The sequence below is a fragment of the Pseudarthrobacter sp. Hb11 genome (genome assembly GCF_059383655.1).
Genome location: NZ_JBWZCM010000005.1, coordinates 125,612 through 144,900, shown reverse-complemented (window position 1 = coordinate 144,900; position 19,289 = coordinate 125,612). Strand labels below are relative to the sequence as shown.

18 protein-coding genes are annotated in these 19,289 nt (G+C 66.6%); 8 read left to right on the top strand and 10 right to left on the bottom strand.

Going from position 1 to position 19,289, the window contains the following annotated elements:
- Positions 1 to 11 precede the first annotated feature (11 nt).
- Positions 12 to 587 (bottom strand): TetR/AcrR family transcriptional regulator, encoded by a 576-nt coding sequence (locus AC50X7_RS10295; RefSeq protein WP_494978909.1) that lies wholly within the window; start codon positions 585 to 587, stop codon positions 12 to 14.
- 79 nt (positions 588 to 666) lie between these two features.
- On the opposite strand from AC50X7_RS10295, the gene AC50X7_RS10290 reads away from it, so the two are divergent.
- Positions 667 to 1,170: a DUF4188 domain-containing protein gene (locus AC50X7_RS10290; RefSeq protein WP_494978908.1), complete on the top strand. Its 504-nt coding sequence runs from the start codon at positions 667 to 669 to the stop codon at positions 1,168 to 1,170.
- Here the strand turns inward: AC50X7_RS10290 and yczR are convergent.
- Positions 1,160 to 2,695, bottom strand: a complete 1,536-nt coding sequence (yczR, locus tag AC50X7_RS10285) for a MocR-like transcription factor YczR (protein ID WP_494978907.1) — start codon at positions 2,693 to 2,695, stop codon at positions 1,160 to 1,162. The genes AC50X7_RS10290 and yczR overlap by 11 nt on opposite strands.
- Before the next feature lie 61 nt (positions 2,696 to 2,756).
- On the opposite strand from yczR, the gene yczE reads away from it, so the two are divergent.
- Complete coding sequence (gene yczE / locus AC50X7_RS10280) at positions 2,757 to 3,410, top strand: membrane protein YczE (protein ID WP_494978906.1); 654 nt, start codon at positions 2,757 to 2,759, stop codon at positions 3,408 to 3,410.
- 24 nt (positions 3,411 to 3,434) lie between these two features.
- On the opposite strand, the gene AC50X7_RS10275 is transcribed toward yczE, so the two are convergent.
- Genes AC50X7_RS10275 through AC50X7_RS10265 form a run of 3 tightly spaced genes read right to left on the bottom strand, consistent with a single transcriptional unit; the run spans position 3,435 to position 10,955 of the window.
- A complete protein-coding gene (locus tag AC50X7_RS10275) occupies positions 3,435 to 4,265 on the bottom strand; it encodes an Fpg/Nei family DNA glycosylase (protein ID WP_494978905.1) in 831 nt (276 codons plus the stop codon).
- Positions 4,258 to 9,372, bottom strand: a complete 5,115-nt coding sequence (locus tag AC50X7_RS10270; protein WP_494978904.1) for an Lhr family helicase — start codon at positions 9,370 to 9,372, stop codon at positions 4,258 to 4,260. The genes AC50X7_RS10275 and AC50X7_RS10270 overlap by 8 nt, the downstream gene beginning before the upstream one ends.
- Positions 9,373 to 9,428: 56 nt before the next feature.
- On the bottom strand, positions 9,429 to 10,955 hold the full coding sequence (locus AC50X7_RS10265; protein WP_494978903.1) for an FAD-dependent oxidoreductase: 1,527 nt from the start codon (positions 10,953 to 10,955) through the stop codon (positions 9,429 to 9,431).
- A gap of 189 nt (positions 10,956 to 11,144) precedes the next feature.
- On the opposite strand from AC50X7_RS10265, the gene AC50X7_RS10260 reads away from it, so the two are divergent.
- Positions 11,145 to 11,606, top strand: a complete 462-nt coding sequence (locus AC50X7_RS10260) for a DUF4383 domain-containing protein (protein ID WP_104043382.1) — start codon at positions 11,145 to 11,147, stop codon at positions 11,604 to 11,606.
- Positions 11,607 to 11,750: 144 nt separating this feature from the next.
- Here AC50X7_RS10260 and AC50X7_RS10255 read toward each other — a convergent pair whose 3' ends face one another.
- Positions 11,751 to 12,242 (bottom strand): DUF4232 domain-containing protein, encoded by a 492-nt coding sequence (locus AC50X7_RS10255; protein ID WP_494978968.1) that lies wholly within the window; start codon positions 12,240 to 12,242, stop codon positions 11,751 to 11,753.
- Here AC50X7_RS10255 and AC50X7_RS10250 point away from each other — a divergent pair.
- Complete coding sequence (locus AC50X7_RS10250; protein WP_494978975.1) at positions 12,187 to 12,411, top strand: hypothetical protein; 225 nt, start codon at positions 12,187 to 12,189, stop codon at positions 12,409 to 12,411. The genes AC50X7_RS10255 and AC50X7_RS10250 overlap by 56 nt on opposite strands.
- 112 nt (positions 12,412 to 12,523) lie before the next feature.
- On the opposite strand, the gene AC50X7_RS10245 is transcribed toward AC50X7_RS10250, so the two are convergent.
- From AC50X7_RS10245 to AC50X7_RS10235, 3 genes are all read right to left on the bottom strand, one after another.
- On the bottom strand, positions 12,524 to 13,276 hold the full coding sequence (locus tag AC50X7_RS10245) for a YcnI family copper-binding membrane protein (RefSeq protein ID WP_494978902.1): 753 nt from the start codon (positions 13,274 to 13,276) through the stop codon (positions 12,524 to 12,526).
- Between the two features lie 98 nt (positions 13,277 to 13,374).
- A complete protein-coding gene (locus AC50X7_RS10240; RefSeq protein WP_494978901.1) occupies positions 13,375 to 14,001 on the bottom strand; it encodes a hypothetical protein in 627 nt (208 codons plus the stop codon).
- Positions 14,002 to 14,132: 131 nt separating this feature from the next.
- Positions 14,133 to 15,206 carry an NAD(P)H-dependent flavin oxidoreductase gene (locus AC50X7_RS10235; protein WP_494978900.1) on the bottom strand — a complete coding sequence of 358 codons (1,074 nt, stop codon included), beginning with the start codon at positions 15,204 to 15,206 and terminating at the stop codon, positions 14,133 to 14,135.
- Positions 15,207 to 15,321: 115 nt separating this feature from the next.
- On the opposite strand from AC50X7_RS10235, the gene AC50X7_RS10230 reads away from it, so the two are divergent.
- Together AC50X7_RS10230 and AC50X7_RS10225 are read left to right on the top strand one after the other, a co-directional pair.
- Positions 15,322 to 15,666: a hypothetical protein gene (locus AC50X7_RS10230; RefSeq protein ID WP_494978899.1), complete on the top strand. Its 345-nt coding sequence runs from the start codon at positions 15,322 to 15,324 to the stop codon at positions 15,664 to 15,666.
- A gap of 65 nt (positions 15,667 to 15,731) precedes the next feature.
- Entirely contained in the window at positions 15,732 to 16,034 is a 303-nt protein-coding gene (locus AC50X7_RS10225) for a hypothetical protein (RefSeq protein ID WP_494978898.1), read from the top strand.
- Between the two features lie 22 nt (positions 16,035 to 16,056).
- Here AC50X7_RS10225 and AC50X7_RS10220 read toward each other — a convergent pair whose 3' ends face one another.
- The gene (locus AC50X7_RS10220; RefSeq protein WP_494978967.1) at positions 16,057 to 17,070 is read right to left on the bottom strand and encodes a LacI family DNA-binding transcriptional regulator; all 1,014 of its coding nucleotides are present in this window, start codon (positions 17,068 to 17,070) and stop codon (positions 16,057 to 16,059) included.
- Between the two features lie 222 nt (positions 17,071 to 17,292).
- On the opposite strand from AC50X7_RS10220, the gene AC50X7_RS10215 reads away from it, so the two are divergent.
- Positions 17,293 to 18,141, top strand: coding sequence for a sugar phosphate isomerase/epimerase family protein (locus AC50X7_RS10215; RefSeq protein WP_494978897.1), 849 nt, complete (start codon positions 17,293 to 17,295; stop codon positions 18,139 to 18,141).
- Positions 18,138 to 19,151, top strand: a complete 1,014-nt coding sequence (locus AC50X7_RS10210; RefSeq protein ID WP_494978896.1) for a Gfo/Idh/MocA family protein — start codon at positions 18,138 to 18,140, stop codon at positions 19,149 to 19,151. Before AC50X7_RS10215 ends, AC50X7_RS10210 begins: the two co-directional genes overlap by 4 nt.
- Positions 19,152 to 19,289: the final 138 nt, after the last annotated feature.

Sequence of the window (19,289 nt, the reverse complement as noted above, 5' to 3'; positions counted from 1 at the left end):
TACGGGTTGGGTCAGGCGGCCCAGCCACGCGCGACGGCGTCCAGCGCTGAGCTGTACGCGGCCGCCCAGTCCGCGTCCGGCGGCCCCACCTGCGCCAGTTCCAGGCTCATCAGTCCGTGCACCTGGCCCCAGATTGCGAAAGCGACCATCTCAACCGGCGCCGGCCGCAGGGCGCCCTCGGACTGTGCGGCAGCAACGGCCTCCATGAGGGGTTCCATGGACCCGGCCGCCACCTCCGGGCTGGGCTGGCAGTCCACGTACGCCGCCAGCGCGCCCCCGAACATCAGCCGGTAGAGTGCCCGATGCTCCAGCGCCCACACTCTGTAGGCGACACCAAGCCCAAGTAATCCTCCCGTGGCAGCAGCACGCTGGGAGTCGCCGAAGGACCGGAACCCGTCATCCACCACCGCCGTCAGGAGCTGTGACTTCCCGCCGAAGAGGGAGTAAACGGCTGTGGTGGAAGTACCGGCCGCCGATGCCACATCCCGCAGAGTCACTCTGGCCGGCCCGTCCCGGTCCACGAGTTCGGCGGTGACGCTCAGCAGTTGCTGCCGCAAGGAATCGTTGTGCACCAAAGGTCTTGCCATGAAACCTATTGTTTCATAACCTTGTTTTGTAACGCTGTTACGTAACAGTATGACCGGAACCAGGACCAAGGAGCATCCCGTGGCGCAGAACGTTTTTTCCGGCCGGTACACCGCAGACCCGGGCCGTGACTCAGTCACCGTCTTCCTTATCGGCATGCGCGCAAACCGCTGGTGGAAGGCAGGTACGGTGGGCAAGGTCGCTGCTGCCATGCCCCGGATGCTGCAGCATCTGGCGGGGGACCCGTCGTCGGGGATGCTGGGATATGAGCAGTGGTTCGGGCGGACCACCATGCTGCTCAGCTACTGGGAGAGTCCGGAACACCTGCGGAAGTTCGCCGCGGACCGGGAATCCCCGCATCTGGAGCCCTGGCGGCGCTTTATGAAGGAAACGGCCGGGAGTGGCGACGTCGGTGTCTGGCATGAGACCTATCAGGTGCCCGCGTCCGGAATCGAGGTCATTTACAACGGAATGCCCCTGTTTGGGCTGGCCAAAGCCACCGCACATGTTCCTGTTAGGGCCGGCACCAGCACGGCAAAGCAGCGCTTGGGCAGATCGGCCCGGCCGTCACCCGTCACGCAATAGCAACGGCGGGGGCGTCCTTGAGGGTCCGCCGGAGCTGGGGTGCAGCATTTAGCCGGTCTTGAGCCGATCGCAGGGCCAGCACCGCAACCTCCAACGTCTCCGGCGGCAGCGTAAAAGGCACGCGCAGGTAGCGCTCGAAAGCACCGCCAACCCCGAAGCGCGGCCCTGCAGCCAACCGGATCCCGAACTCGGGGGCGATGACCGTCAGCGCAGTGCTGATCGGGGCGGACAGCCTGCACCAGGCGGACAGGCCGCCGGAGGGGTAAGCCACCTCCCACTCCGGCAGGTGTCCTGCCAGCAAATCCAGCAGGGCAGCCCGACTGTCACGGAGCGCCGTGAGGCGGGCCGGCAGCGGCTCATCCAGCGCGCGGACCAGGTGCGCCGCGGCCAGTTGCTCCATGACTGGTCCACCCAGATCCAGGGACGTCCGCGCCGCCGCGAACCGCTGGATGAGATCTTCCGACGCCCGGATCCACCCCGTGCGGAGACCGCCCCAGTGGGACTTGCTGAGTGAGCCGATGGTCACCACTGCAGGACTGAAGGCCGCCGCCGGAGTCGTCTCGACACCGTCGAGGTTCAGTTCCCGCAAGGTCTCATCCACCACCAGTGTTGTTCCGGCCGCAGTTGCCGCCCTGACCAGATGGCGCCGTTGGAAATCGGGCATCATGTGGCCGGTGGGATTGTGGAAGTCCGGCACCACGTACGCGAGCTTGGGCCGCTGCTGCATCAGGGCGGCCTGCAGTGCCTGCAGATCCCAGGCCGAAGGGGCGGACCGGCCGCGGGCACCGTCCGTACCGGTTCCGTGGTTGCCCGTGAACGCGACAGGGACGGCCCGGCAGCCCGCTGCGCGGATGGCATCGAGCGCGTTCGGGTAGCTCGGGTGCTCCACGAGGACCCGATCCTGCCGGCCCACCAGGGCGCGGAGGACGATGTTCAGGGCGTGCTGTGCTCCGGACGTCACCAGGATCTGGTCCGCAGTAGTGGGTGCCCCGGCTGCCGTGTACCGTGCCGCCACTGCCTCCCGCAGGGGGAGCAGTCCCACCGCGTCATAGCCGAATCCCGGAAGCAGGGCCGGAAGTTCCGTAAGTGCAGCCGCGAACGCGCGGTGCACCACCTCGCCGCTGGCGGGAAGTGACGCGTACGCGAGGTCGATCAGTCCCGCCGGCGCAGCCAGTCCGGGGGCCGTCTGTCCCGGCCCTGCAAGCGCGGGACCAGGCGTTGGGCCAGTGAATGCGGCGGTGCCGGCTGGCGTCGTGCGCGGAATCCGGGTCCGGCTCCTGCTGCCTTGGCCGCTGGTGAGGAACCCTTGCTCGCGCAGTAGGCCGTAGGCGGCCGTGACAGTGGTCCGGCTGACGCCAAGCGATTCCGACAGGGCACGCTCGCTGGGCAGGGCGGCATCCAGGGCCACCCGGCCGTCCAGCACCAGGAGCCGTACGACGTCGGCCAGCTCGCGGTAGGCGGGCGAAGCACCGACGTTCCACGTGCCGAGGAGGCGGGCAAGGGCCGGCGCGCCCATGGAAGTCATAAGGCCAGTATTTCAAACTGGCTATGTATTTCAAGGCCAGTTTTCTGCGAGAGTTGTTCCCATGCTGACCCGCAGACTCCTCCAGCTCTTCCTCGGCCTCGCCATGTACGGCATTTCCCTCGCCCTGTTTATCCGGGCCGGACTGGGCCTTGACCCGTGGGATGTCTTTCACCAGGGCGTGGCCGGCAGGACCGGGCTCAGCATCGGCCTGGTGGTCATTATCGTGAGCTTCCTGGTGCTGCTTCTCTGGATCCCGCTGCGGCAGCGGCCCGGTTTCGGCACTCTGTGCAACGCCGTGCTGGTGGGCGTCTTCGCGGACATAGGCCTTGCCTTGATCCCCGCTCTTTCCCACCTGGGTGGCCAGATCGGCATGCTGGCCGGCGCCGTGCTGCTGAACGGCATTGCCTCCGCCTGCTATATCGGTGCCCGGTTTGGTCCCGGCGCCCGTGACGGACTGATGACAGGGCTGGCAAGGCGCACCGGCTGGTCCGTCCGGTTGTCGCGCACCCTCATTGAAGTGGTGGTCCTGGCTGTCGGCTGGGTCCTGGGCGGTTCGGTGGGAGTAGGTACCGTTGTGTACGCCCTCGCTATTGGGCCCCTTGTCCAGCTGCTGCTCCCGGTGTTTATGGTGCCGGCTGCGCTTCCGGCGGAACCTGACCGCCAGGAGCACAATGGCACTGCCGCCGCACCGGAACCACTGGCCAGTAACGGCTAGCGCAGGCTTTCCACGGCGGGGCCCTTAAGGCAGGAGCGGCTGGCACTGCGGACAGAAGTAGATATCCCGTTCTTCCTCGCCGTTCAACTTCCCCAGCAGGCCGCGCCGAATGGGTGTCCCGCACTTGAGGCAGGGCTGGTGCTCCCTGCGGTACACCCAGTAGCCGGGCCGTCCGGCCATTCTCCCTACCGGCAGGCCTTTGGCGTTGAGGATGGTCACGCGGCGGCCGGGGCCGAGGTTCACTTCCAGCAGCTGCTTGGCGTCGGTCATCATGGTCCGCACATCCTCGACGGCGGATACCGGGGACGCCGGGTGCACTCCAGACAGGAAGCACGCCTCGCAGCGGTAGATGTTGCCGATCCCGGCGAGGTTGCGCTGGTCCAGGAGGGCGACCCCAATGGGGACGTCCGGAGCAGCGCGCACCCGCCGCTCCGCTTCATCCAGGTCCCAGTCCGGGCCCAGGAGATCCGGGCCAAGGAACCCCACAATGGAGTCCTCATTGGCCGTGGCCACCACTTCAACGATTCCCAGCGAGAACCCGACGGCGTCCGCCACAGGTGTGCGCAGCACGCACCGGGCCGTGTAGCCCGGTTTCCGCCACCTGCCGCCCGGCGGATAAATCTGCCAGGTGCCCTCCATTTTCAGGTGCGAATGGATGGTGAGTTTTTTGTCCTCCGGACCCTCCACCCGCATGAGCAGGTGTTTGCCGCGGGCCAGGACTTCCGCCACCGTCCAGCCGGCCAGGTTCAGCGTGGCGAAGCGGGGCACGCGGAAATCGGATGCAACGAGCTTCTGCCCCGCCAGGGCCTGGTGCAGTTGGTTGGCGGCCCGCCAGACCGAGTCCCCCTCAGGCACGGATCCTCAGTCCCTTCGGCGTGGAGTAGGCGCCAGCAGAGCTGAGGGCTGCGGCAATAGGCGTGTCCAGGATTCCGTGCCCGTTGACCTTCTCCATGATCAGTTTGTCCACGGCGCCGCTGGTCACCACACCCACCAATGCCGTACCTGCGGCGGCGAGGATGGCGTCGTCGTCGCTGAAGGCCAGCAGGGTTTTTCCGCCGCGCTCCACGTAGAGGACCAGTGCCCCGTCCACCAGCACCACCAGTGCTCCCGCCTTCCGCCCGGGGCGGTGACCGGTTCCGGCGTCGTCATGGAGGGCGGGCCAGGGGAGGGCGGCGCCGTAGGGGTTGGCAGGATCGGTGGCGGCCAGGGCGAGGGCCACAGGTTCGGGCTTGGCGAGCTGCGTGTCTTCTGAGTATGAACGCAGCCGGTCAACGGTGGCGGGGACGGCGAACTGGGCTGCTCCCAGGTGTTCGATGAAGTAGCCGCGGCGGCAGCGGCCGGCTTCCTCGAGCCTGGCCAGGACCTTGTACATCAGGCCGAATCCGCCCAGGATCTGTTCTGCCATCACCGAGCCGCGCGTGACCACACCGTAGCGGTCAAGCAGGAGTTCGGCCGTGGCCCGGGCATGGATAGTGGGATCCAGTTCGGGCTGCGGGAGGGCGGACCAGCGGCCTGCCGCCATGGGAGGGGTGGCCGTGCCTGCTGACGTGCCGTAGCGTCCGCTGCCCCCTCCAGCCGAGCCCAACAAGCCGGTCCCGTGGGAGCGGCCCAACCGGCTGAGGCGCGGAGCCCTTGCCCGGGGCGCGCGGGCAACCTGGCGGTGTGCTGTGTGCCCGCCGGCGATCAGTGCCCGGACGGGGGCAAAGGTGTCCCCGGTGATACGGCCCGCCCACGCCAGGTCCCACAACGTGGTGACAACCTCCTGGTCACTAAGAACCGAGTCCATCCCGCCGGCCACCTCGGTCAGTTGCCGAAAAAAGTAGCCTCCGCCGTTGTTGCGAAGGTGGTCCAGGAGCCGCAACTGGGCGTCGCCCGGTTCGTAGTCAATGGCCGGATTCAGCGTCAGTTCGGCGGAATCGGCCAGGTGCAGGCTGATCCAGCCGTCGTTTCCGGGCAGGGCTCCTGCTCCGGACCAAAGAACCTCGCCGGTGGCCATGAGTTCGTCGAGCATGGCTGGCTGGTAATTGGAGACGCGGCTTGCCAGGATCAGGGGCTCCCAGGCCGAAGCGGGAACCGGAACGCCGGAGAGCTGGTCGATGGCCGTGACGATGCCGTCCAGCCCGCGCAACGAGGGCTGGCCGCGGCCCGCGCCCGGCGTGCGGACGTGCTGCCAAGCGGGCAGGAAGCGGCCGTAGGCGGACGCATCCACAGGTTCCACCTCTGCCCGCAGCGCTGCCAGGGAGCGGCGCCGCAGCTTGCGGAGGACCTCGGCATCGCACCACTCACTGACCGTGGCGGGAGGCGGTGCTTCAGGTGCTGCAGGTTCCTCCGACGGCGCCTGTGCCGGCGATTCAACGCCAGCTTGAAGAGTGGTGTCGGCGGTGCTTCCGTTATCAGTGGCACTTGCATGGGGCCGGAACTCGCCTTCCACCACCCGCCCATCCGCGGCCAGGCGCTTCAGGGCTGTGCTTACCACTGCCACGCCCAGGCCAAGCCGGGCGGCTGCTTCGGCCGCGGTGAACGGCCCGTGGGTGCGGGCATAGCGGGATACGAGGTCACCAAGGGGATCCGCCACGGGCTCGATAAACGCGAGCGGGACGCCCATGGGAAGGGGCACGCCGATGGCATCGCGAAGCCGCGCGGCGTCCTCGACAGCCGCGTAACGTTCCACACCGCCGATGTTGACCTTGATGGCGCGGTTGGCGCGCTGCAGCGCCAGCAGGTGTCCGGTGGCGGTCTCAGTGCTGGCAGGCGGCAGCTCGCGTGCCGGCGCCTGGCCGGCTGCGTCCGCCGCGAGCTCGGCGTCTGTTGGTTCCCCAACAGTCTCTTCCGTGGCCATCTGTGCTTCTACAGCCGACACCTCTGCAGGGGGTACAGCGGCCTGTGATTCCGGGGCCGCGGCTTCCTCGCTGTGGAGTCTTGCTGCCGCTTCCTCCGGCGCAAGCGGGCCAAGGAGCCGGAGCAGGTCCGCGACGCCCTCCACCCCTCGCGCACGCCGGTCCGGTGCCAGGCGCTGGAGCTCCCGTTCGGTGGCGTCGATGACCCTGGCGTCCAGCAGTTCGCGCAGCTCGACGCGGCCCAGCAGTTCGTTGAGGAGGGTGGAATCGAGGGCCAGGGCAGCGGCACGGCGCTCCGCGAGGGGAGAATCGCCCTCGTAAAGGAACTGTGCAACGTATCCGAACAGGAGTGACTTCGCGAACGGCGACGGCTGCGAGGTAGTGGTCTCCACGATCCGCAACTCGCGCCGCTCCACGGACGCGGCAATGTCCTTCAGCGCCGGGAGATCGTAAACGTCCTGCAGGCATTCCCGGACCGTTTCCAGCACGATGGGGAACGTGGGGTATTTCCGGGCCACGTCCAGCAGCTGGGCCGACCGCTGCCGCTGCTGCCACAGCGGCTGCCGCTTGCCGGGGGTCTGCCGGGGCAGCAGCAGGGCACGGGCCGCGCATTCACGGAAACGTGAGGCGAAGAGCGCGCTGCCGCCTACTTCCGCCGTGACGATCTGTTCCAGTTCCTCGGGGTCGAACAGGAACAGTTCAGCCCCCGGCGGCTCGTCCTCCATCATGGGCACACGCAGCACAATGCCGTCATCGGCCGCCATGGCTGAGCCGTCCATCCCATACCGCTGGTGGAGCCGCTGGCCCACCGCAAGCGCCCAGGGCGCGTGCACGGGCATGCCGAAGGGGCTGTGCAGGATCACCCGCCAGTCGCCCAGTTCGTCGTGGAAACGCTCCACCACCAGGGTGGTGTCACTGGGCACAACCTCGGTGGACTGTTTCTGTTCACTGAGGTACTGGATCAGGTTGTTGGCCGCGAAGGCGTCCAGGCCGCTGGCCTGGCAGCGCTCGGTGGCGGGCCCGACGTCGGACGCAGACAGTTCCCGCACGAACGCACCGAGGGCGCGGCCCAGGTCCACGGGCCGGCCGAGCGAGTCGCCTTTCCAGAACGGAAGCTTGCCGGGCTGGCCGAAAGCGGGGGAGACCAGCACGCGGTCATGGGTGATGTCCTCGATCTTCCAGCTGGTGGCGCCCAGGGCAAAGACGTCGCCCACGCGGGATTCGTACACCATTTCCTCGTCCAGTTCGCCCACCCGCCGGCCGCCCTTCGGGGCAGGCGCGGGCTTGCCGTCGGAGGAAGGCGAAGCCGATCCCTCCACCTCAGTGCCGATGATGTACACGCCGAAGAGCCCGCGGTCCGGAATAGTGCCGCCTGAAGTGACTGCCAGGCGCTGGGCGCCGGGCCTGCCTTCGATGGTGCCCGCGTTGCGGTCCCAGACGATCCGAGGACGAAGCTCGGCGAACTCGTCGGATGGGTAACGGCCGGCGAGCAGGTCCAGGGTCGCCTCGAATGCTGACCGGGGGAGGGACGCGAACGGGGCCGAGCGGCGGACAATGGCAAACCATTCCTCAACATCGATGCTGCCCAGTGCCGTGGCAGCCACGGTCTGCTGCGCAAGGATATCCAGGGGATTGGCCGGGATGCTGAGGCGCTCGATCTTCCCGCCCAGCATCCGTTCCACGGTGATGGCTGTGTGCACCAGGTCCGCCCGGTGCTTCGGGAAGAGGACGCCTTGGGAAACTTCCCCTACCTGGTGGCCGGCGCGGCCCACGCGCTGGAGGCCGCTGGCTACCGACGGCGGGGATTCCACCTGCACCACCAGGTCCACCGCGCCCATGTCGATGCCAAGTTCCAGTGATGACGTGGCTACAACGCAGCGCAGCCGGCCGGATTTGAGGTCGTCCTCAATCAGGGCGCGCTGGTCCTTTGAAACGGATCCGTGGTGGGCACGGGCCAGCACGGGATCTGCTCCGGCGGAGGTTCCCGCCTGGGCCATCATGTGTGCCGGTGTTGCTGTAGATACCGGCGCTCCGGCCGTTAAGCTGAACGCCGCGGGTCCTGCCGGGACAGGATCGTCCCAGCCCCCGCCTTCCGCCATCAGCTGCCGTTCCACGTAGATCTCGTTAAGGCGTGCCGTGAGGCGTTCGGACAAGCGGCGGGAGTTGGCAAAAACGATGGTGGACTGGTTGGCCAGCACCAGGTCAACGATCTTTTCCTCCACGTGCGGCCAGATCGACGCCTGAGGCTGCAGGCCGGAGGCCGGGCCGGAGTCGAACGCGCCCGCAGCGCCCTGGAGGTCCGACATGTCCTCCACTGGCACGGAGACAGTGAGGTCCCAGTTCTTTTTGACCGGCGGGGCAACGATTTCCACCGGCGCGGCGCCCGCCAGGAACTGCGCCACCAGTTCCCTGGGTTCCACGGTGGCCGACAGCCCGATCCGCTGGGCCGGTTGAGGCAACAGGGCATCGAGCCGCTCCAGGGAGACGGCGAGATGGGCTCCGCGCTTGGTCCCGGCGACGGCGTGGACCTCATCGATGATGATGGTGTCCACCTCGGCGAGGGTCTCGCGGGCCTTGGAGGTGAGCATCAGGAAGAGCGATTCCGGCGTGGTGATCAGGATGTCCGGCGGGTTGGTCAGCAGCGCGCGGCGGTCCGCCGTGGTGGTGTCCCCGGACCGGACACCCACGGTGATCAACGGTGCCGGGAGCCCAAGCCGCTTCGCGGTCTGGGTGATGCCGATGAGCGGGGAGCGGAGGTTCCGCTCCACGTCCACGCCGAGGGCTTTCAAGGGTGAGATGTACAGGACGCGGGTCTTGCGTTTGGGTGCCCGGGCGCGCTTGCCTTTTGCCGGTGCCTCCGGCACCTGCGTCTCGGGGGCAGCCGTGGCGGAGGAAGCGAGCAGCCGGTCCAGCGCCCAGAGGAACGCGGCGAGGGTCTTGCCCGATCCGGTGGGAGCCACCACCAGCGCGTGCGACCCCGAGGAGATCGCCTGCCAGGCGCCGTTCTGCGCCGGTGTCGGCTCCGAGAAGGCGCCGAGGAACCAGTCGCGTGTTGGCCTGCTGAACTGGGCCATGGGAGCCAGCACGCCATTGTCCCGGCCGGCGGTGGGCTGCTCCTGCTTCATGCCTCCATCATGCCCCAGGCCACCGACACTGGTGCCGGCCTCCCCCTTGCCTTGGCTCAAGCCTTTCCTGCGGCCGGAAGATCCTTGGTGGCCGGACCTTCAAGACGTTTTCCGTCACCGTCGAAACGGGAGCCGTGCAACGGGCAGTCCCACGACCGCTCACTGTCATTCCAATGCAGAATTCCGCCCAGGTGCGTGCAGACGGCCGACAACTTGCAGGTGGTGCCATCAACGGTCGAGATGGCGACCGGTTTTGATCCCTCGCGGTAGACCCTGCCCTCACCTTCGGGCGGAACCACCGGGGCTTGTGCGGGCACAGGTTCTTTCCCGTCCTTCCGCAGGCCCTCGGCGGCCACCTGCCCCCAGCCGGTAGCGAGCTTTGCTGCCACTCCGGCATTGAGCGCGACGGCGGAGAAGGCGCCGGAGGGTGAGGTGACCCGGTGGTGGATGGTCTTGGCCCACGGCACGTTCCCGCCCAGGATGTCAGCCGAAATGCCCACGGCGGCAGCCACGGCATTGGTCATGCCCCACTTGTTGTAGCCCGTGCCGAAGTGGATGTGGCCCTTGCCCCGCGGGAACTTGCCGAAAAAGGGCATGAGGTTGGTGGGCATGTAGTCCTGCGCTGACCAGGTGTGGGTGGCAACCGCGCCGGGGTAGTGCTGCACGGCCCAGTCCAGGAGACTGCCGAGATGGTGTTTCTCGGAACGTGCGCGGCCCACGTGGTGTCCGTGCCCGCCCACCAGGAGCAGCCGGCGGCCGTCCACCTCGTAGTCGCGCAGCGAATGTGTGGGCTGTTCAACCGAGAGGTACATACCAGGGGGAGGAGTCTGGTCCTCCTGCAGCTGCAGGGCCGCCGCATAGGAACGGCTGGGCTTCAGCTTGGCGAAGTAGAGTCCGCGGTCCAGCACCGGAATGCCGGTGGCGAGTACCACTTCGTTGGCGGTGACAGTGCCCCGGTCTGTGTGGACAGTGGCCGGGCTGGCGCCGGTGACATCCTGCAGCCGTACGCCACCCACAATTGAGCCGCCACGGCCGCGGATGTCGGACACCAGGGTGTCCAGCACCTCCACGGGGTTGATCTGCGCCTGGTCCGTGAGGCGTACGGCGCCGTGGACGGGAAACGGCAGCCCGGGGTCGCGCACGTATTCCATGTCCAGTCCTGCGGTGGTGCCGGCGCTGACCTCTTCTCGGAGCTTTTCCGTCCCCTGCGCGGACGCCGCGTACGTAAAAGCGTCCCGGGTCTGGAAGGGCACCCTGTGCTCTTCGAGGTACCGCAATAGCCACGCCTGGCCTTCGCGGTTGGCATCCACGTACGCCTGCACCTGCTTCTGTGAGTACTGGCGGGCCAGTTGTGACAGGAAGGTGCCCTGCAGCAGTGTCACTTTGGCGGTGGTGTTTCCGGTGGTCACGGCACCGGGATGGCGGGCCTCGAGCACCAGGACGTTTTGCCCCGAGCGGGCCAGCAGGAGTGCGGTTACCAGGCCGGTGAGTCCGGCGCCGGCCACCACGGTGTCATAGCTGCTTCCGGGCTCGAACGGATCTGACGTGAAAGTCTCCGCGCGATCCAACCAAATCGACGTCATCCCTGCTCAGCCTGCCTTTGGTCCATGCCCTTGCGGGCCATTTGTGATGGGTCTGTTATAGATCCTGATCTATGCCTGGCGTAGTTGCTAAGTATACTTATGATGTCGGTGTTTAAGTCTATGGTTCAGGCGCGACCCGGCAGCCAGATGTGAACGTTTACGACAACAGCAGGAGTAATCATGACAAGCATGAGTTCCGACGGTCGCACCGGAGGCCGAACAAACATCCAAAAAGCTGCCCTTGCCGTGGGCGCAGTGTTCCTTCTGGTGGGCGTCCTGGGCTTCATCCCGGGCATCACCTCCAACTACGAGACCATGGGCTTCGCGGGGCATGAATCCAAGGCCCTGCTCCTGGGGATCTTCCAGGTGTCAATTCTGCACAACATCGTCCACCTCCTGTTTGGGGCGGCCGGCATCGCCATGGCCCGCAGCGCTGCACAGTCAAGGAACTACCTGCTCGTTGGTGGCGCCATCTACCTGGTCCTCTGGCTTTACGGCCTGCTGATCGGACTCGACACGGCCGCGAACTTCGTCCCGGTTAACACCGCGGATAACTGGCTGCACTTTGTCCTCGGGGTTGGCATGATCGGCCTGGGCGTTGCCCTTTCCCGCGGCACCGCCCGTGCCGGACGCACCACCACCGCACACTAAATACCTCAACAAACGCCCCAGCGGGCGGAACCAACTGCAGGCGGCCCGGCACCTTGCCGGACCGCCTGCAGTTATCTGTGCACTTATCGGGGCACCGATTCGCCGGGGAAAGCAGGGAAGTAGAGCGGGACAGCGGGAATGCCTCTACGCGGGCTGGAAAGCCCCAATAGTCAGCAGCTTGATATCGGCGTTGCTGCAGGCCTTCGTCGGCTGGGGAAGGAACAGGGATGCTGTGTCCTCCGGCGGATAGATCCGGTAGCCGGCGGCATCCACCATGGTGCAGTCGGGGTAGTTCCCGGCCTGCGTGTAGCGCAGGACTGCCGTGCCCGTCTGGCCGGGGGCCAGCAGGACGGTAACGGGTGCCATGGCTTCGTCACGGGTGGCCGGTGCGCCGATGGGGGCGCCTGCAGCATCAGCGGCGAGGGACACCCCTGCAAAACCCCGCAGGACGCAGGCTTCAGTGCCCGTGTTGGTGAGGTTGAGCTTCATATAGACGCTCCCCGCTGCTCCGCCGCCTGACGCATCCGTTGCGGCCGAAAGGCCCGCCGCCTTGCAGAGGCCGGGGCCCCCAGTTTTCGCCGTGGCCGGTGCCCCGCTCTTGGGTGTAGCCGGGGCCGCTGCAGACGGCGTTTCCACCGGCGTCGCTGGCGCCGCCGGCGAGGCGGACGTCGCGTCGGGGCTGGCAGAGCTGGTGCCAGGCACCGTGGTCGCCTGCGTTTGCGGCTGGCTGGGGCCGCACCCGCTGAGCATCAGTGCAGCCGCCGCGGCCGCCGTCGACATAACCAACCCATGTGAAATTCGCTGAGACCTCATGGCACCACCTTGGCGGCAGTGCGTGGCCGCGTCAATGATGCCAGCACGCAGCCGAGCGTTTTGATGCCCGGATCGTGATGATCCGGGCATCAGTAGCGTTTCTCCTACTTGCCCGATGCCCCGGCTGCGCTGCGGCGCGAACCGCTGCGCAGGAAGGCTGCGCCGCCAAGCACCAGGCCGCCGATGCCCGCTGCCAGCCCCGACCAGCTGCGGACGTCGGCCCCGCTGTCCGTTGCTGACGCCTGCTCGGTGGCGGGGCTTTCAGCGGTGTGGGATGTTGCCGCGGCCTCGCCATGTCCATCGGGGCCGGCAGCCGGGGTGATCGTGATGGACGGCGCAGGTGCCTCCAGCGAGTGCGGGTCCTGGCCGTCCCTGGCGATCTCCGACCAGTCCGTCTGCCCGGTCTCGCAGCTCTGGAGGGTGGGGAAGTACAGCGTGGTGCCGGCTGCATCAGGAAGTTTTACGGAGAGCACCAGTGCATCCCGCAGCTCGTGGGCCAGAGGTGCCTTTGCGGTGTAGACGATCTGGCTGGTCCGCTTGGTAATGGACGTTCCGTCACCGAGTTTCTTTGGCTCGGCGAGCTGCTCGGTAACCTTCTCCACCGTCCAGTTGGGGTTGACTGTGGGCTGTGCGTCGTTCAGTTCCTGCGGCAGGGTGATGGCAACCTTCGTGGTGCTGGAGGTATCGCAGCCGTGCGGAATGCCGAAGGTGAGCAGGGCGTGGGAGTTGGCGGCGGTTTTGTCCGGCGTCACCCCGACATGTGCCGAAGCTCCACCCGCGGCGGTGAGCAGCATGGCTGCGGCGCCACCGGTGACGGCGGCAGTTTGGAGGGTACGGCGAAGAGCTGAGGTGTTCATGGATTTGCCTTTCTGGCGTGCTCACCGTTGGGCCGGAGCGTGGCCGGGAGCACGAAAATTCGGATGTGCTGCCGCCTGCAGGAGGTGCGGCGGCGGTTCTACCAGGGAAGTACGACGGCGGAAGGCGGGCCGCGACGGCTGTCTTGCCGGAGGTTTCGCCAGGGACGCAGCGGCGCCGCGAAGGTGGGGAAGCTGGCCAGAGTTGGCGGAACAGCGTCGGGCGCCACCGCGCGGGGCAGCGCGGCCAGGGGCCGGAGCCAGGCGGCGAGTGCCCACAGGGCCGCTTCACCCTTGGCGAGCAGGATCGCGCAGCCCAGTGTGGCCAGGGCGTGCGCGGCCAGCATGAGGGGCCCGGACGCAGCGTCCGCTCCGTGGAGATGGGCGACGGCGGGAGCCAGGATTTCGGCGCCGGCAAGGTGGGCTTCATGGGGGGCAGCCGTAGTTGGTGCTGCCCCGACAGCGGCCGGGCCGAAGGCGGTAAACAGTTTGTGCAGGGCCAGTTGACCACCGCCCAGCAGGGCGGCCATTGCCGGAAAGCCCAGCCGCAGGCGTGTGGCGGTGGTGCTGCCGAGGGCGGTCAGTGCCAGGACTGCCAGCAGGATGGCCGGAGCCGGGAGCTCTCCGCCGCCGGCAAGGTGTGCTCCGGCGGCGAGGGTCAGGATGACTGTGGCCACGGCGGACGAGCGGAGGAAATGGAAGGGCGTCCGCTGACGGTGCGCGCGCACAGCTTCTCCCTTCCTGGTGACCGGACCGGCGCGGGTGTGCGGCGCCGGTCAGCTGATAGTCGTTCAGATTCTATCGGTGATCCCTTGGCGGCCCCGGGCCGGCGTTACGTAGACGGCAGGCGGTATGACAGTCAGTGGGTGCCAGCCAGCAACTCGGCAAGGACTTCCGCTGCGGTTTCGTGCCGCAGCAACGGCGCGGACTGCCCGGCCCACAGGGACATAAGTTCGGTGTTATCCCTTTTGGCTGCCTCCGGCCGGAACCGGCCCGTCAGCCAATTCTGTACCGGGAAGGGGGCTACGGTGCCGCCCTCTTCAAGCTCGGCGATGATGCGGTTGGGAATGCCGCGGGCCAGCCGGCCGCTCAGGGTCCGGGTCAGCACCGTCTGTGCTGCTGCGTTGCTGCGCAGTATGTTCCGGTAGGCGGGCACGGCGGCTGACTCCCTGGTGGCCAGGAACGCCGTTCCCACCTGCACAGCCTTGGCTCCCAGAGCCATGGCTGCCGCGAAGCCGCGGCGGTCTGCGATTCCGCCGGCCGCGATCACGGGGATGGAAACGGCATCGGCCACCTGCGGGACCAGGGCGAACGTTCCGACGAGGGACTCCTCCGCGGGCTTCAGGAAGGACACCCGGTGGCCGCCGGACTCCATTCCGCTGGCTACCACGGCATCGACGCCGCCTGCCTCCAGCACCACAGCTTCTGCAACGGTGGTGGCCGTGCCCACGACCTTGATCCCGCGGCGGTGTGCTTCTTCCACAACGGCCGGAGCAGGCACGCCGAAGACAAAGCTCACGACGGCGGGGCGCGCCTCCATCGCCGCTTCCACCTGTTCGCCGTAGTCGGGCATGTACCGCGCGGGCATGTCCGGCAGGGGAATGCCCAGTTCCTCGAAGTACGGCTTCAGGGCGGTCGCGTAGCGGTCGAACTCTTCCTGTGGCAGGGCTGGTGTTTCACTGCCGTTGGGCACCCAGAGGTTCAGGGCGAAGGGCTTCCCTGTGGCGGCGTGAAGCTTGGCGGCGGTCTTGCGGATGGCGCCGCCGTCGTACCCGTACAGGCCGTAGGAACCCAGCCCGCCGCCGTCGCTTACTGCTGCGGTGAGCTGTACGGAGGAGACGCCGCCGAAGGGGCCAAGAACCACGGGAGCGTCGATCCCGAAGAGTGTCGTGACCCTGCCGGCGGAGGTGGAAGGGCGGGGGTGGGCGGTCATGGCAGCTCCCGGTGGGTCGTGTGGTTGGGCTCTAACCCAGTCTTGCACTATGTACCGTCCCGAAAGGGCGACGCTAGACTGCTGGCGTAGATGTCGGCGACCCAGAGGAGTAGTTATGGAATACACCCGCAGCCAGCAGGAAAAGGCCGTCACCGCCGGTGACCTTGGCCGCAGCCATGTTGGCCAGACCATCAGCTTCCAGCCGAACGAGTTCACCGTTGTCTTTGGCAAGATCGCTGGAATCGCCCGGACGGAGGCCATGGTCTACCTGTCCCTGGAAGGTGTGGGGAACGGCACCCACCTGAAGGATGAATACGACCTGCCGCTCACGCATGAGGTCTACCTGCCGGTGGATGTCCTCACCAACGCCGAATCCACCATCAAGGATCTGTTCGGCAAGGTCCAGGAGAACCTGCGCGGGTCCGGCCATAAGGGTGAGGACCAGACGGACCGGCTTTAGCGGAACCCGTCATTTTAGGAGCCCCAGCGGCAGCCGCCGCTGGGGCTTCCTTTGTCCGTGTTCCGATGCAGAACCTCGCCCTGCTCGGTGTGGACAGGGATGATTCCGGCGTGGCCAGCGCGCTGGTCAATGCCTCGCAGCAGGTTGTCGGATCGCTGGGCATCGCGCTCTTCAGCACCATCGCTGCCTCAGCCACAGCTGCGGTCGGGGGAGCGGTACTGGCTGCGGTGTCGGCCGGCTACTCCCTGGTTTTCCTCTTGGCCGCCGGTGTTGCCATCCTGATCGTTCCGATAGCCCTGCTGCTGATCGACATTTACCGCACGGCCTTCAGCGGTACGGCGTCGGACACTCCGGCGGTGCACCTTTAGGCGCACAACGGGAGCTAAGCGGTCAGGAGTTCCGCGCGGCGGCCGTGGAACTCCTGACCGTCAGATGCGTGGGCATCACCGAACGGTTGCGGATGCCGCCGCCGGCGAGCGGGTTGAGTTGGGCCAACAACATGGAAACAGCCACCCGGCCGGCCTGCTCGATCGGCGAAGCCATGGTGGTCAGCGGGGGGTTGCAGAAGTCTGCTCCAAAGATGTCGTCGCACCCCACGATGCTCATCTCCTCCGGCACACGGATCCCGCGTTCGCGCAAACGCTGGAGCATGCCGATGGCAATGAGGTCATTAAAGGCAATGCAAGCTGTCACACCGCTGTGCACGGCGGCGTCTGCTGCGGCTGCACCGGATTGTGTCTTCGGCGCAAAGGGGCCGAGGCTGCGCACCTCGACGCCACGGTCCTGGGCCGCCTCCGTCAGAGCAGCCCAACGCCGTTCGCTGGACTGCGACGTCAAAGGCCCCGCAATGTAGGCAACCCGGGAGTGCCCCAGCGAAATCAGGTGGTCGAGCGCCTGGCTGGTAGCGGACGGCGTGTCGATGATGACCGCCGGGACACCGGCAACATCACGGTTGATGGTCACCATGGGGATCTTGGCGGCCGCGGCCAGCAGTGACTCATCGCTGAGCCTGGACGCTGCGACGATGATTCCGTCAGCGCTCTTGCGCAGCTGCTCCATGGTGGAAGCCTCCACCTCGTCGGACTCTTCCGTGTCGACGAGCAGCTGCGTGTAACCGGCCGCCTTGAGCTGCAGTTGGGTGCCCCGGATGAGGTCAAAATAGAAGGGGTTGGTGATGTCAGGCACCAGAACGCCGACGGCGCCGGTGCGGCCGGAGCTCAAGGCCTTCGCCTGGCTGTTCGGCGTGTAGTTCAACTCAACTGCCGCTGCTTCGATGCGGGCGCGCGTGCGGATGTTGACCCGGTCCGGAGTGGAGAGTGCCCGGGACACGGTGGAAGCGGCCACCCCGCACATGGCGGCGATGTCGTGGATGGTGGCAGGACGGTCTGTTCCGGCCGCTTGCATCGCCATGGCGCTCCTCAGTGAACGGGATGACAGGAGGCATTTGTGACGGTTGCCACAGCCCTTTAATTCCTAGATTGCCACAGGATGCAACCATTTGGCAATCGGTTGTCATTGATCGAAATCGTGTCTAGACTTAGGGGAGCACTTTTTGTGAACTGAGTCACCCGTGCGCTGGAGCGGCACCAAGGCTGTCCCGTCGCGGGCACACCTAAGGAGATTTCCGTGACCGAAACATCAAAGACCGTCTGGCCGCTCTCAGGATTCGGCGACGAGGTTGATCCGGATCCCGCCGTCCAGGCTGCTGTCCTGCTGGCCCTGGGTGCGAGCTACATCGAAGTACGCAGCGCCTGGGGGGTCAATGTCTCCGAACTGACGCCGGCACAGGTATCCGAACTCCGGGAAATCCTGGACGCCAAGGGCCTTAAGGTTTCTGCCGTCGCAAGCCCCATCGGCAAGGTGGACATCAGCCTGCCTGTGGAGCACGAGGTTGAGCGCCTCCGCCAGATCATCTCCGTGGCCAAGGGCCTCGATACCAAGTACATCCGGATCTTCTCCTTCTTCCGTGGCGAAGAACAGACGCAGGACGAAATCCGCGACGACGTCATCACGCGTATGCGGGCACTGGCTGCGGAAGCCGAGAGTGCCGGCGTCGTCCTTCTGCACGAGAACGAAAAGGGCATCTACGGCGATACGCCGCAGCGCGTCCTGGACATCATGGAGTCCGTTGGCTCTCCGGCCCTGCGGGCCGCCTGGGACAACGCCAACTTCGTGCAGGTGGGCGTCCGCCCCTACACCGACGGCTACGCCATGCTCCGCCCCTACCTCGAATACCTCCAGGTCAAGGACGCGGTGATGGCCACGGGTGAGGTTGTGCCGTCCGGTCAGGGCGACGGCGAACTGGACGCCACCATTGCCGCCTTGAAGGCGGACGGTTACGCAGGATTTGCCTCCCTTGAACCGCACCTGGCCAGCCACCATGAACTGGGCGGCTTCTCCGGGCCGGTTGCCTTCGGCGATGCGGCCCGCGCCTTCGCGATCCTTGCCGCCAAGAACGGAATCGAGCTTTCATGACCGGCCTCAAGGCCGCAGTTATTGGCTGTGGTGATGTGTCGGCCGTGCACTTTGAGGCCATTGCAAAGCTCGACGGCGCGCGCCTGGCCGGGGTTTGTGACACGGACCCCGGCCGCCTTGAGGCGGCTGTGGCCGCCTACGGCGTTCCGGGATTCCCGGACCACGTCAGCCTGATTGAGGCTGTCGGGCCGGATGTTGTGCACGTTACGACGCCGCACAACACCCATGCTGCGATAGCCGCGGACTGCCTTGAGCGCGGCGTCAATGTGATTGTGGAAAAGCCGTTGGCGCACACGCTCGAGGAGGGCCGCCGGCTGGTGGAGGCGGCTAAAGCCAGTACCGCGAAGATCGCCGTTTGTTTCCAGAACCGCTACAACTCCACCGCGCAGGCCATGCACGCGCTGCTGTCCTCCGGTGAGCTGGGCGCGGTAGTAGGGGCTTCCGCCACGGTGCTGTGGCACCGCGACGCGGGCTATTACCGCAGCCGGCCCTGGCGCGGTACTTGGGAGGGCGGTGGCGGCGGGCTCATGATGAACCAGGCCATCCACACCGTTGACCTGTTGCAGTGGCTGGTGGGCGACGTCGTATCGTTGTCCGGCAACGCCGCCACCCGGTTCCTGGGCGAAGCCATTGAGGTGGAGGACACTGCGGAATTCGTGGCGGAACACACAAACGGTGTCCGCAGCGCTTTCTATGCCACACTGGCCAACGCCGTGAACGCGCCGGTTACTTTGGACATCGTCACGGAAAAAGCGACTCTCAGTCTTCGCGGGGATTTGACCGTCACGTATGCGGATGGCCAGGTGGACGTTGTCCCGGAGCGAGTGGTGGAGTCCGGCGGCCGCGCCTACTGGGGTGTCTCGCACGAGCTGCTCATCAGCGACTTCTACGCCCGGCTCGGGGAGTCCGGACCCTTCTGGATCGACCCGGAGGAGGCAGAGAAATCGCTGAAGATCGTCAAGGAAATCTACCGCCAGAGCTACCCTGACGCGGCGGCCCAGGTTTCCTAACCACTGGTGGCAACCGGTTGAAGGCGTTAGAAACGTTTCATTCGCGGCCGTTTTAGCCAATTTTGCAACAGCATTGACAATCGGTTGCCAAAGATGGCAATTATGCGTATTCTGAATCTTGGAAGGTCGGTGTGGTGC

Bases quoted from the DNA above. Each gene is read 5' to 3' on its own strand.
- AC50X7_RS10245 (WP_494978902.1), bottom strand. From the start codon at position 13,276: ATGAACACCTCAGCTCTTCGCCGTACCCTCCAAACTGCCGCCGTCACC.
- AC50X7_RS10230 (WP_494978899.1), top strand. From the start codon at position 15,322: ATGGAATACACCCGCAGCCAGCAGGAAAAGGCCGTCACCGCCGGTGAC.
- AC50X7_RS10235 (WP_494978900.1), bottom strand. From the start codon at position 15,206: ATGACCGCCCACCCCCGCCCTTCCACCTCCGCCGGCAGGGTCACGACA.
- AC50X7_RS10265 (WP_494978903.1), bottom strand. From the start codon at position 10,955: ATGACGTCGATTTGGTTGGATCGCGCGGAGACTTTCACGTCAGATCCG.
- AC50X7_RS10225 (WP_494978898.1), top strand. From the start codon at position 15,732: ATGCAGAACCTCGCCCTGCTCGGTGTGGACAGGGATGATTCCGGCGTG.
- AC50X7_RS10220 (WP_494978967.1), bottom strand. From the start codon at position 17,070: ATGCAAGCGGCCGGAACAGACCGTCCTGCCACCATCCACGACATCGCC.
- AC50X7_RS10260 (WP_104043382.1), top strand. From the start codon at position 11,145: ATGAGTTCCGACGGTCGCACCGGAGGCCGAACAAACATCCAAAAAGCT.
- AC50X7_RS10210 (WP_494978896.1), top strand. From the start codon at position 18,138: ATGACCGGCCTCAAGGCCGCAGTTATTGGCTGTGGTGATGTGTCGGCC.
- AC50X7_RS10295 (WP_494978909.1), bottom strand. From the start codon at position 587: ATGGCAAGACCTTTGGTGCACAACGATTCCTTGCGGCAGCAACTGCTG.
- yczE (WP_494978906.1), top strand. From the start codon at position 2,757: ATGCTGACCCGCAGACTCCTCCAGCTCTTCCTCGGCCTCGCCATGTAC.
- yczR (WP_494978907.1), bottom strand. From the start codon at position 2,695: ATGACTTCCATGGGCGCGCCGGCCCTTGCCCGCCTCCTCGGCACGTGG.
- AC50X7_RS10270 (WP_494978904.1), bottom strand. From the start codon at position 9,372: ATGAAGCAGGAGCAGCCCACCGCCGGCCGGGACAATGGCGTGCTGGCT.